The following is an 11,952-nucleotide window of genomic DNA, read 5'->3' as shown; positions in this document are numbered from 1 at the left end:
AACGCTGACTAACTACGGGGTGACTGATGGACGCGCCGGTGCTGCGGACAGCAGTGGACGAGGGGTCCGAGGCCTTCGCGGACAACGCGGAGCGGCATGGGGCCCTGGTCGACGACCTGCGCGACCGGTTGGCCGCCGCCGCTCTCGGGGGGCCGGAGCGGGCGCGGGACAAGCACGTCGCCCGGGGGAAGCTGCTGCCGCGGGAGCGGGTGGACTCGCTGCTGGACCCGGGGTCGCCGTTCCTCGAGCTGTCGCCGCTGGCGGCCGGGGGGATGTACGGCGACGAGGCGCCCGCGGCCGGGGTGATCACCGGCGTGGGGCGGGTGTCCGGGCGCGAGGTCGTGGTGGTGGCCAACGACGCGACGGTCAAGGGCGGGACCTACTACCCGATGACCGTCAAGAAGCACCTGCGGGCCCAGGAGGTCGCGCTCCAGAACAACCTGCCGTGCGTCTACCTCGTGGACTCCGGTGGCGCGTTCCTGCCCATGCAGGACGACGTGTTCCCCGACCGCGACCACTTCGGGCGCATCTTCTTCAACCAGGCCACCATGTCCGCGCGCGGCATCCCGCAGATCGCCGCCGTCCTCGGCTCCTGCACCGCGGGCGGCGCCTACGTCCCGGCGATGGCCGACGAGGCCGTCATCGTCCGCGACCAGGGCACGATCTTCCTCGGCGGCCCGCCGCTGGTGAAGGCGGCCACCGGCGAGGTCGTCAGCGCCGAGGACCTCGGCGGCGGCGACGTGCACTCCCGCGTCTCCGGCGTCACCGACCACCTGGCCGACGACGACGCGCACGCCCTGCGCATCGTCCGGTCCATCGTCAGCACCCTCGGCCCGCGCGCGCCCCGCCCCTGGGACGTCGCCCCCGTCGAGGCGCCCGCCGTCGACCCGGCCACCCTCTACGGCGCCGTGCCCGCCGACCCGCGCACCCCCTACGACGTGCGCGAGGTCATCGCCCGGGTCGTCGACGGCAGCCGCTTCCGCGAGTTCAAGAAGGAGTACGGCCCCACCCTCGTCACCGGGTTCGCGCGCGTGCACGGGCACCCCGTCGGCATCGTGGCCAACAACGGCGTGCTGTTCAGCGAGTCGGCGATGAAGGGCGCGCACTTCATCGAGCTGTGCGACCAGCGCTCCATCCCGCTGCTGTACCTGCAGAACATCACCGGCTTCATGGTCGGCCGCGACTACGAGGCGGGCGGCATCGCCAAGCACGGCGCGAAGATGGTCACCGCCACCGCGTGCGCGCGCGTCCCGAAGTTCACCGTGGTCGTCGGCGGCAGCTTCGGCGCGGGCAACTACTCGATGTGCGGCCGCGCCTACTCGCCCCGGTTCCTGTGGATGTGGCCGAACGCGCGCATCTCGGTCATGGGCGGCGAGCAGGCCGCCGCCGTGCTCGCCACCGTCCGCCGCGACGGGGTCGAGGCGCGCGGCGGCGAGTGGTCGGCCGAGGACGAGGAGGCGTTCAAGGACCCGATCCGCGGCCAGTACGAGGAGCAGGGCAACCCCTACTACTCCACCGCCCGGCTCTGGGACGACGGTGTCATCGACCCCGCCGACACCCGGCAGGTGCTCGGCCTCGCGCTCTCCGCGGCGGCCAACGCCCCACTCGAACCCGTCCGCTACGGCGTCTTCCGGATGTGATGACCCACATGTTCAGCACCGTGCTGATTGCCAACCGGGGCGAGATCGCCGTCCGGGTCATCGCCACGCTGCGCCGCCTCGGTGTGCGCTCCGTCGCCGTCTACAGCGACGCCGACGCCGACGCGGCGCACGTGCGCGACGCGGACGAAGCTGTCCACATCGGACCGTCCGCCGCCCGCGAGTCGTACCTCGACATCGCCAAGGTCGTCGCGGCGGCCAAGCGGACCGGCGCGCAGGCCATCCACCCCGGCTACGGCTTCCTCGCCGAGAACGCCGACTTCGCCCGCGCCTGCGCCGCCGCCGGGATCGTGTTCATCGGCCCGCCGGTCGCCGCCGTCGAGGCGATGGGCGACAAGATCCGCGCGAAGCTGACCGTCACCGCCGCGGGCGTGCCCGTCGTGCCCGGCCGCACCGAGCCGGGCATGGACGACGCGGCGCTGGCCGAGGCCGCGCACGAGGTCGGCTTCCCCGTGCTGCTCAAGCCGTCCGCGGGCGGCGGCGGCAAGGGGATGCGGCTGGTGCACTCCGCGGCGGGCCTGGTCGAGGCGATCGAGTCCGCCCGGCGCGAGGCGCGCGGCTCCTTCGGCGACGACACGCTGCTCGTCGAACGCTTCGTCCAGCGACCCAGGCACATCGAGATCCAGGTGCTCGCCGACGCCCACGGCGCGGTGGTGCACCTCGGCGAGCGCGAGTGCAGCCTGCAGCGCCGCCACCAGAAGGTCGTCGAGGAGGCCCCGTCGCCGCTGCTCGACGCCGAGACCCGCGAGCGGATGGGGCGGGCGGCGGTCGAGGCGGCCAAGGCCGTGGACTACACCGGCGCGGGCACCGTCGAGTTCATCGTCTCCGCCGACCGGCCCGACGAGTTCTTCTTCATGGAGATGAACACCCGCCTGCAGGTCGAGCACCCGGTCACCGAGCTGGTCACCGGCCTCGACCTGGTCGAGCAGCAGGTGCGCGTCGCCGCCGGGCAGCCGCTGGCGATCACCCAGGACGAGGTGCAGTCGCACGGGCACGCCATCGAGGCCCGCGTCTACGCCGAGGACCCGGCCGCCGGGTTCCTGCCCACCGGCGGCACGGTGCTGGCGCTGCGCGAACCGACCGCCGAGTGGGCGCGCGTGGACTCCGGGCTGCGCGTGGGCACGGTCGTCGGCTCCGACTACGACCCGATGCTGGCCAAGGTCATCGCCTACGGCGCCGACCGGGCCGAGGCGCTGGCCAGGCTGTCGGCCGCGCTGGCCGAGACGGTCGTGCTCGGCGTGGGCACCAACACCGCCTTCCTGCGCGCGCTGCTCGCCGACGACGACGTGCGCGCGGGCAGGCTCGACACCGGGCTGGTCGAGCGCTCGCTCGAGCGGCTCACCGGCGCCGCCGAGGTCCCGGACGAGGTCCTCGCCGCGGCGGCGCTCGACCGGCTGGCCGCCTCGCAGCCGGTCGGCACCGTGGTCGACCCGTGGGACGTGCCCAACGGCTGGCGGCCGGGTGCGCACGCCCCGGTCGTGCTGCGGCTGACCTGCGGCGGTCGGGCCGAGACCGTGCGCGTGACGGGGTCGCCGTCGGCGGCGTCGGTGTCGGTCGGCGCGGCCGGGGCCGTGCGGGCCTCGGCCGCCGTGGTCGGCGACGACCTGCGGGTCGTGCTGGACGGGCGCGTGCTGCGGTTCGCGCGCGCGGCGTCGGGCCCCACCCTGTGGCTGGCGGGCGCGGGGCGGACCTGGGCGGTGGCGGAGCACTCGGTGCTGGACGGGGACGCGGGGGCCGCCGGTGCGGGCGGCCCGGTCACCAGCCCCATGCCCGGCACGGTGCTCGTGGTGAAGGTCGCCGAGGGCGAGCGGGTGGTCGCCGGGCAGCCCCTGGTCGTCGTGGAGGCCATGAAGATGGAGCACACCGTCACCGCACCGGTCGACGGCGTCGTCTCCGAGATCCCCGTCCGCGCGGGCAACCAGGTCGCGCTGGCGCAAACCCTGGCCGTGGTCACCCCACCGGAGGCTGAATCATGATCGACATGGAGCTGGGCGAGGAGCACGAGGCGCTGCGCGAGACCGTGCGGGAGTTCGCCCGCGCCGAGGTCGCGCCGGTCATCGGCGACCTCTACGAGCGCGAGGAGTTCCCGTACGAGATCGTCGCCAAGATGGGCGCGATGGGCCTGTTCGGCCTGCCCATCAGCGAGGAGCACGGCGGCATGGGCGGCGACTACTTCGCGCTGTGCCTGGCGCTGGAGGAGCTGGCGCGGGTCGACTCTTCGGTCGCGATCACCCTCGAGGCCGGGGTGTCGCTGGGCGCGATGCCGATCTACCGGTACGGCACCGAGGAGCAGAAGCGGCGCTGGCTGCCCGACCTGGCCGCAGGGCGCGCGCTGGGCGCCTTCGGCCTGACCGAGCCCGGCGGCGGCTCCGACGCGGGCGCCACCCGCACCACCGCCCGCCGCGACGGCGACTCGTGGGTGGTCAACGGCTCCAAGGCCTTCATCACCAACTCCGGCACCGACATCACCGCGCTGGTCACCGCCACGGCCGTCACCGGGGTCAAGGCCGACGGCCGCAAGGAGATCACCGCCATCATCATCCCGTCGGGCACCCCCGGCCTCGGGGTGTCGAAGAAGTACTCCAAGGTCGGCTGGAACGCCTCCGACACCCGCGAGCTGTCCTTCACCGACGTGCGCGTCCCCGCCGAGAACGTCCTCGGCGAGGTCGGCCGCGGCTACGCCCAGTTCCTGTCCACACTGGACGAGGGCCGCGTCGCCATCGCCGCCCTGTCCACCGGCTTGGCCCAGGGCTGCGTCGACGAGTCGCTCACCTACGCCGCCGAGCGCGAGGCCTTCGGCAACCCCATCGGCAGCTACCAGGCCATCCAGTTCAAGATCGCCGACATGGAGGTCCGGGCCCACACCGCCCGCCTCGCCTACTACGCCGCCGCGGCCAGGATGCTGCGCGGCCAGCCCTTCAAGAAGGAGGCCGCCATCGCCAAGCTGGTCGCCTCCAACGCCGCCATGGACAACGCCCGGGACGCCACCCAGGTCTTCGGCGGCTACGGCTTCATGAACGAGTACCCGGTGGCCCGCTTCTACCGCGACGCCAAGATCCTCGAGATCGGCGAGGGCACCAGCGAGGTCCAGCGCATGCTCATCGCCCGCGAACTCGGCCTGCCCGCCTGAGCCTGTGGACGGATTCCACGGAACTGTCGGCCCTGGGCCGTAGCGTGGAAATCGGGGGTCCCCCTGGACGGGGGACCCCCGATTTCGCGTCTGTCAGACGCAGGTCTGCGGGTCCGGCGTGGGGCGGGGCTCGCCCTCGAAGGAGACGGTCTCGCCCGCGAGCTGGAGCATCGCGCCGTCCAGGGTGTAGGCGATGACCTCGCCGCTGTAGGTGGGGTCCTGCCCGCCGGGGTTGTCGGCGTCGCCGCTGGTCACCTGGATGGTGCCCTCGGCGCACGAGTAGCCGTTGACCTGCGAGACGCCGCCGCCCTCGTAGAGGTAGAAGGGCTCACCTGCGGGGCCGAAGACGGCCTGGAGGCTGTCGTTGTGCAGGACCCAGATCGTCATCGTCACGGTGTTGGCGCCGAGGTAGCCGGTGGTGATGACCTCGTTGGCGCCATCCCGGTTGACGTCGGTGACGCGCAGGGGTTGGACGCCGTTGGGGTCGGAGTCGCCGGTGGCGGTGTACTCGCGGCCGTTGACGGTGGCGGTGATCTGCTGCCTGGTCGGGTCGCCCGGGACGGTTCGCGCGGTGACGGTGTCGGCGACACCGTCACCGTCGAGGTCGGCGGTGGCGGTGACCGGGTCGGCCGAGGCGCTGCCGACCAGCCCGACCAGTCCGAAGGTGACTGTCGCGCCCGCGAACGCGGACAAAAGTGCCTTGCGCACAAGAATTCCCCCGAATCCCTTGTGGTCATCCGTGTGGATGCGGCGCTCGTTGCGCCTAGTGGGAAGACGGGTGGATCGCGGCGGACGTTGGGGCAATGTGACCGGGGTCACGATAATGACGGCCGTCTCACGGCTTGCGGGCCACCAGCGCGTAGGCCATCGACTCGCGGGGGTCGCGCCCGTCCAGCTCGGTGTCCGGCCGCCACTGCGGCGTCCACACCACGCCGGGCTCGAGCACCTCCAGGCCCTCGACCAGCGCCAGCAGGTCCGCCTTGCCCCGGTCGACGCCGGGGGTGCCGTTCTCGGCGTAGAGCGCGAGGACCTGGTCCGAGCCAGGCAGTTTGGCCTCCCCGGTGCCGTGGGTGATCACCAGCACGCTGCCGGGGGCCAGCGCCTCGACGTAGCGGCGGATCGCCTCCTCCGGCTCGGCCACGAAGTGCAGGATCGCCACCATCAGCAGCGCGACCGGCTGCTCGAAGTCGATCAGCTCCCGGGTCGCCCGGGCGCCGAGCACCGCGTCGGTGTCGAGCATGTCGGCCAGCAGCGCCACCGCCCGGTCGGAGTCGCGCAGCACGATCTCGCTGTGCGCCACGGCGATCGGGTCGCTGTCGACGTAGACCACCCGCGCGTCCGGCACGGTGTCGTGCACGTTCCCCACGGCGGGGATGCCGGAGCCCAGGTCGAGGAACTGGGTGATGCCCGCCGCGCGGCTCTCGCGCACCGCGCGGCGCAGGAAGTCGCGGTTGAGCAGCGCCGCTGTCTTGGCCGCGGGCATGACGGCGAGGAACCGGTCGGCGAACTCCCGGTCGGGGGCGAAGTTGCACGCCCCGCCGAGCAGGTAGTCGTAGATGCGGGCCGGGTGCGGCCGCTCCGGGTCGATGGCGGCCGGGTCCAGCCCCGGTGAACGCTCCGAGTCGTCTGACACCGCGTACCTCCCCAGTTACCCACTGCTCACAGGGATACTAGACGCGTGTCCGGCTCCGGGCACGCGTCGAGCACGGGGAGCAGCAGTGGGACTGGCAACGGCGCCGCAGTGGGTGTCCTCGGCGACGGCGAACGTGTCCGCCAAGCTGTTCCGGGGCGGGCTCGCCGACCTGCGCCCCACCCCGCGGGCCCTGGTCGACAAGGGGCGGACCCGCTCGGTCTACCGGTTCACCCCGCGCGGCGGCGGCGACCCGGTGCTGCTGGTGCCGCCGCTGGCCGCCCCGGCGCTGTGCTTCGACCTGCGCCGCGGCTGCAGCCTCGCCGGGCACCTGGTCGGGCGGGGGCGCTCGGTCTACCTCGTCGACTACGGCCAGGTCAGCTTCGCCGACCGCAACCTGGGCCTGGAGCACTGGGTCGACGACGTGCTGCCGCAGGCCATCGCCGCGGCCTCCCGCGACGCCGGGGGCCGCCCGGTGCACGTGGTGGCCTGGTGCCTGGGCGGGATCATGTCGCTGCTGGTGGCCGCCGACCGCCAGGACCTGCCCATCGCCTCGCTGACCACGGTCGCCGCACCGATCGACATGTCCGCCATCCCGCTGGTCGCCCCGATCAAGCCGCTGACCGACATCGCCGACAGCTGGCTGTTCACCCCCGCCTACCGGCTCCTCGGCGGCGCGCCCCGGGCCCTGGTCAAGCGCGCCTTCCAGATCTCGGCGATCGACAAGGTGATCACCAAGCCCTACGCGGTGCTGCGCAACCTCGACGACGCCGACTACCTGGCCCAGCTCGAGGCCGTCGACCGCTTCACCGACAACATGGCCGCCTACCCCGGGCGCACGTTCGGCCAGATCTACCACCGGTTCTTCCGCGCCAACGACCTCGCCCACGGCGAACTCGACCTCGGCGGCCGCCGCATCGCCCTGCGCCAGGTGGCCGTCCCCACCCTGGTCATCGCGGGCGACAGCGACACCATCGCCCCGCACCGCGCCGTGCGCCGCGTCGTCGACATCCTGGACAGGTCGCCCGAGGTCGAGTTCCACACCTGCCCCGGCGGGCACCTCGGCGTCCTGGCGGGCCGGGCCGCCCGCACCACGACCTGGCGGCACATCGACCAGTTCCTCGACCGGCACAACCCGCTCTAGCGCTGTTTCAGAAGTGGGTGGCCGCAGGCGCTGTTGTCTGTGTCGGGAGCTGCCTACCTGCTGTCCGGCGGCCGTGGTTCCCGGATCGGGGACGGTGCCGGGTGGGGACGAGGGGGCGGGTGGCGGGTTGGTGAAACAGGGTCTAGCGCGGGTCGTCGGTGTCGTGGGGGCGGCGGACCGGGCGGGGGACGCGGGTCAGCGCGCGGACGCGGCGGGTGCGGCCGTGCACGGCCAGCAGCGCCAGCAGGTCCCCGTCGACCTCGGCGGCGAGGCGGCGCTGGGCCCAGTCGGAAGCGGCGAGCACGGCGTCGCTGGGCACGGGGCGGCCCGCCAGCGCGTCGCGCAGCAGCTTCCACTCGTCGAGCCGGTGCTTAAGGAAGTCGACGTGCTCGATCGAGGCCTCGACCGCCGCGGCCCACGCGTGGAAGTCCCCGCGGGCCCGGCCGCGCTCGTCGATGCGGGCCACGACGGCCGCCGTGGCCATCTCGACCTCGGGATCTCGCAGCACCAGCCGCAGGAAAGCGCGCTCGTCAACCGGGTCGGCTGACCGGTACCACTCGAAGCGCAGGTGCTCATCCGCCGCCAGCGCGCGCGGGTCGTGGTCCAGGCGGCCGGTCAGCGCCGCCACGGACGCGATGTGGTCGAGCAGGTTCACCGTTCACTTCCTCCGCGCGCCAGCGTAGTGGGGCCGATCATGGCCCTCACGCTCGCCCGATGGACGCCGCGCCCGCCCGGCGGGTCGCGGGTGGCCGCCGTCGCGGGGACCGCTTCCGTTGACGCCCGGTAACCTGGAAACCGATCGACTCGGCGACCCCGCCCGTGCCAGGGTGGGTGGCCCGAGCCCTACACGGAGGTCCCAGTGTCGCAAGACCAGCCCGACGCGCAGCAGGAGAGCACCGAGCCGGAGGACCTCAAGAGCAAGTTCAAAGCCGCGCTGGAGCGCAAGCAGGCCAAGTCGCAGGCAGGCCAGGAGCACACCACCGGCGGCTCGAAGGTGGGCGACGCCCACGGCCGCGCGGGCGGCAGGCGCCAGTTCCGCCGCAAGTCCGGCTGATCAGGCCCTCAGCGCGGGTGCTCCTCCATCGAGGCCAGCGCGTCCTCGATGAACCCCAACATCCGCTGCAGGCGCGGGACACTGCGCCTGCAGCCGGTGAGGCCGAACTCCATGTCGCCGTTGTAGCTGGTCACCGTGATGTTGAGGGCTTGGCCCTCGTAGGGGACCGAGACCGGGTACACCCCGGTCATCCGCGCGCCGTTCCAGTACAGCGGCACGTCCGGACCGGCCACGTTGGAGATCAGCAGGTTGAACGCGGGCGGGGTCACCTTCACCGCGCCGGGCACCAGTGACGCGGCCAGCGGCGCGAACGGGATGGCGCTCAGCGCGGTGATCTGCAGCGGTGTCATGCCGCGGTAGAAGTCCTTGCCCCGCCGCATCGACTCGGCGATCAGCGCCAACCGCCGCGCCGGGTCCGCCACATCGGTGGCCAGGGTGCACAGGATGAGCCCGACGGCGTTGCCGCCCACCGCCTCGCCCTCGCGCAGCGAGATCGGCACCCCGGCCACCAGCGGCTTGTCCGGCAGCTCGCCGAGTTCGAGCAGGTACTCGCGCAGCGCCCCCGCGCACATCGCCAGCATGACGTCGTTGACCGTGGCGCCCGCCGCCGCGCCGACGGCCCGGATCCGCGAGAGCGGCCAGCCCTGCGCGGCGAACCGGCGGGCGCCGGTGATCGGCACGTTGAACATCGACTTCGGGGTGTCGAACGGCAGCGTCGCCGACTGCTCCTGGAACACCTGGTTGACGTAGCGCGCGATCGCGGGCCCCAGTCCCAGCACGCCGCGGGCGGTCTTGGCCGCCGAGACCAGCCCGGCGAGGGGCTCCGGCTCGCGGCGCGCGGGCTCGCGGCGCGCGGGCGCGACGACCGCGCTGGTGGGCGCCCGCGGCGACCACGGCGGGCGCACGCCCATGTCGTCGGGGTCGGCGGAGAGCGTGTCCTCCAGCAGCCGCAGCGCCGAGACGCCGTCGAGCAGGGCGTGGTGGGCCTTGGTGTAGACGGCGAACCTGTTGCCCTGCAAGCCCTCGATGAAGTGGCACTCCCACAGCGGCCGGTGCCGGTCGAGCAGCGAGCCGTGCAGCCGCGACACCAGCTCCAGCAGCTCGCGCACCCGGCCCGGGGTGGGCAGCGCGGACAGCCGGACGTGGTACTCCAGGTCCAGGTTGTCGTCGCTGCCCCAGACCCACTGCCCGACGGTGCCGATCGGCCCGCGCGGGCGGCGGCGGAACAGCGGCCGGATGTCGGTGTGCTCGAGCAGCCCGCGGTGCAGGTCGCTGACGTAGCCGGGTCCGGCCCCCTCGGGTAGCTCGAACAGTTGCAGCCCGCCGACGTGCAACGGGTGCTCCCGCGTCTCACCGAGCAGAAACATCGAGTCCGTCACCGGCATCACGGGCATGGGGGTCCTCCTCGACCTCGGCGCCCCCCACGCTGCCACCCGATCGTGGCCACCGCAATCACGGTCCGGGGTGGACGCGCGGTCACCTCGGGTCGGAGTCGATCAGCAGCGCCCCGCCGCTGGACACGACCTTCACCTGCCTGCCGCGCGTCTCCTCCGCCCCGTCGGCGGTCTTGGTCGTCACCTGCACCGGCACGTTGACCGAGCCGTCCTCGTTGGGCGTGACACCGCGGGCGTTGGCCGAGCTGACGTAGGCGAACTGGCCCCAGTGCTGGTCGAACCCGGCCCGGTCGCCGAACACCGCCTTGGCGTTCGGACCGAGCATCGCCCACCGCTGGTCCAGGGGTGCGTCGCCGTAGAACTGGATCACCAGCCTGCCCGCGCTGCTGTAGTCGGTCACCTTCCCGTCGGCCGCGTCCACCGTGGTGGGCGGGCTGGTCACGGGGACCGTCGACGGCGGCTCGCCCGGCTCGCCGGGCACGGTGACGAAGCTGGTGACGACACCGGGCTGGGTGGTCTCCTGGCCGTTGTTCCGGTTGGTCAGCACCACGGTCACCACCGCCGCGAGCAGCGCGACCACGGCCAGGCCCGCGCCGATGAGCACACCCCTGCCCTGCGCCTGCCTGCCCTGCGCTTGCCTGCCCTGTGGCCGGGCGGGCCGCGCGCGCGGGGCGGGTGGCGCCGGGCGCTGCTGGCGGGGCGCGGCGGAGGGCATCCGGGAGGTGGGCGGGGGCGCGGCGGCCCTGGCGGGCACGGTGCGGTCCTCGCGCGGGGGCTTGCGGGGCTGAGCCTGGGCGGGCAGCGGCGCGGTGGGCTGGGCCAGCGCGGAGACCGCCTGCTCCATGGTCGGCCGCTCGTCCGGGGCGACGCTGAGCAGCGCCATCAGCGGGCCGGTGAGGTCCCCGGCGCGGCGGGGCGGGTCGATGTGGCCCGACGACACCGCGTGCAGCAGCGCCAGCGGGTTCTGGTTCAGGCCGAACGGCGGCGTGCCCTCGACCGCGTGGTAGAGCGTGGCGCCGAGGGAGAACACGTCGGAGGCGCGGCTGGGGTCCTGCCCGCGCGCGATCTCCGGGGCCAGGTAGGCGGGGGTGCCCGCGAGCATCCCGGTCTCGGTGACGGTGCCGTCATCGATGGCCCGGGAGATGCCGAAGTCGGTGATCTTCACCGTGCCCTTGTCGTCGAGCAGGATGTTGCCCGGCTTGACGTCGCGGTGCACGATCCCGGCCGCGTGCGCGGCGGCGAGCGCGGCGGCCACCTGCGACCCGATCGCCGCGACCTGCTCCGGCGGCAGCGTCCCGCGCTCGGCGATCACCGCGGACAGGCTGCGCGAGGGCAGGAACTCCATGATCAGGCACGGGTCGCCCGCGTGCTCGGCGACGTCGAGCATGGCGATGGCGTTGCGGTGCTGCAGCCGCGCGGCGATCCGCGCCTCGCGCATCGCCCGCCGCCGCGCCTCGTCGGTCTGCGCGGGACTGAGCCCGGCGCGCACCACGAGCTGTTTGATCGCGATGACCCGTTCGAGCCGCTCGTCCTTGGCCCGCCAGACGATGCCCATCGCGCCGCTGCCGATGACGTCCAGCAGCCGGTACCGGCCGGCGACCAGCTGACCCTGTTCGATGACCAGCCTCTCCTCGTGTGTGGTTCCCGTCCCCGACTCCGACGTCCGAGACTAGCGAACCACCCGGGAGCACCGGCCATTCGTCCGCCCGACCGGTCGGGGGCAGCGACGGGAATCAGACAGCGCGTGCCGCGAGCTCCCCGGATTTCAGGCTGGCGCGGAACTGGTCCCACCCCGCCCGGGAGATGGTGTGCGCGGGCGCGGCGGCGTTCTTGGAGTCCCGCAGGGCGGCGGAGCCGTCACCGAGGATGGCGACCTGGACGCAGTTGCCGTTGGAGCAGAAGCTGCTCTGCCGGAATTCGGAACGGGTTGTCACAGACATTC

General features: G+C 73.4%; 11 protein-coding genes. 5 read left to right on the top strand and 6 right to left on the bottom strand.

Annotated elements, in window-relative coordinates:
* The first annotated feature begins 26 nt into the window (after nt 1-26).
* The 3 genes from GCL84_RS17960 to GCL84_RS17950 are packed head-to-tail and all read left to right on the top strand — an operon-like array spanning nt 27 to nt 4,788.
* Nucleotides 27-1,640: a carboxyl transferase domain-containing protein gene (locus GCL84_RS17960; protein ID WP_156756641.1), complete on the top strand. Its 1,614-nt coding sequence runs from the start codon at nt 27-29 to the stop codon at nt 1,638-1,640.
* An 8-nt stretch (nt 1,641-1,648) separates the two neighbouring features.
* Nucleotides 1,649-3,634 carry an acetyl/propionyl/methylcrotonyl-CoA carboxylase subunit alpha gene (locus GCL84_RS17955; protein WP_156756640.1) on the top strand — a complete coding sequence of 662 codons (1,986 nt, stop codon included), beginning with the start codon at nt 1,649-1,651 and terminating at the stop codon, nt 3,632-3,634.
* The gene (locus GCL84_RS17950; protein WP_156756639.1) at nt 3,631-4,788 is read left to right on the top strand and encodes an acyl-CoA dehydrogenase family protein; all 1,158 of its coding nucleotides are present in this window, start codon (nt 3,631-3,633) and stop codon (nt 4,786-4,788) included. The genes GCL84_RS17955 and GCL84_RS17950 overlap by 4 nt, the downstream gene beginning before the upstream one ends.
* Nucleotides 4,789-4,881: 93 nt before the next feature.
* On the opposite strand, the gene GCL84_RS17945 is transcribed toward GCL84_RS17950, so the two are convergent.
* Both GCL84_RS17945 and GCL84_RS17940 read right to left on the bottom strand, forming a co-directional pair.
* Nucleotides 4,882-5,496 carry a hypothetical protein gene (locus GCL84_RS17945; RefSeq protein ID WP_156756638.1) on the bottom strand — a complete coding sequence of 205 codons (615 nt, stop codon included), beginning with the start codon at nt 5,494-5,496 and terminating at the stop codon, nt 4,882-4,884.
* Nucleotides 5,497-5,623: 127 nt separating this feature from the next.
* Nucleotides 5,624-6,421, bottom strand: a complete 798-nt coding sequence (locus tag GCL84_RS17940) for an SAM-dependent methyltransferase (RefSeq protein ID WP_235926387.1) — start codon at nt 6,419-6,421, stop codon at nt 5,624-5,626.
* A gap of 91 nt (nt 6,422-6,512) precedes the next feature.
* Here GCL84_RS17940 and GCL84_RS17935 point away from each other — a divergent pair, with 91 nt between their 5' ends.
* On the top strand, nt 6,513-7,562 hold the full coding sequence (locus GCL84_RS17935) for an alpha/beta fold hydrolase (RefSeq protein ID WP_235926406.1): 1,050 nt from the start codon (nt 6,513-6,515) through the stop codon (nt 7,560-7,562).
* Between the two features lie 142 nt (nt 7,563-7,704).
* Here the strand turns inward: GCL84_RS17935 and GCL84_RS17930 are convergent, their stop codons facing one another.
* Entirely contained in the window at nt 7,705-8,217 is a 513-nt protein-coding gene (locus tag GCL84_RS17930; protein ID WP_156756636.1) for a hypothetical protein, read from the bottom strand.
* A gap of 204 nt (nt 8,218-8,421) precedes the next feature.
* Here GCL84_RS17930 and GCL84_RS17925 point away from each other — a divergent pair, with 204 nt between their 5' ends.
* Nucleotides 8,422-8,616 carry a DUF5302 domain-containing protein gene (locus GCL84_RS17925; protein ID WP_156756635.1) on the top strand — a complete coding sequence of 65 codons (195 nt, stop codon included), beginning with the start codon at nt 8,422-8,424 and terminating at the stop codon, nt 8,614-8,616.
* An 8-nt stretch (nt 8,617-8,624) separates the two neighbouring features.
* On the opposite strand, the gene GCL84_RS17920 is transcribed toward GCL84_RS17925, so the two are convergent.
* The 3 genes from GCL84_RS17920 to GCL84_RS17910 form a co-directional block, all read right to left on the bottom strand.
* On the bottom strand, nt 8,625-10,010 hold the full coding sequence (locus GCL84_RS17920; protein WP_156756634.1) for a WS/DGAT/MGAT family O-acyltransferase: 1,386 nt from the start codon (nt 10,008-10,010) through the stop codon (nt 8,625-8,627).
* Between the two features lie 82 nt (nt 10,011-10,092).
* Nucleotides 10,093-11,589 (bottom strand): serine/threonine-protein kinase, encoded by a 1,497-nt coding sequence (locus GCL84_RS17915; RefSeq protein ID WP_328618779.1) that lies wholly within the window; start codon nt 11,587-11,589, stop codon nt 10,093-10,095.
* A 154-nt stretch (nt 11,590-11,743) separates the two neighbouring features.
* Nucleotides 11,744-11,944, bottom strand: coding sequence for a DUF397 domain-containing protein (locus GCL84_RS17910; protein WP_235926386.1), 201 nt, complete (start codon nt 11,942-11,944; stop codon nt 11,744-11,746).
* Nucleotides 11,945-11,952: the final 8 nt, after the last annotated feature.

The organism is Actinokineospora pegani, from assembly GCF_009745975.1.
Classification (GTDB): Bacteria; Actinomycetota; Actinomycetes; order Mycobacteriales; family Pseudonocardiaceae; genus Actinokineospora; species Actinokineospora pegani.
Note: the sequence above shows the minus strand (reverse complement) of the source record. Positions and strands in the feature narration are given on the sequence as shown.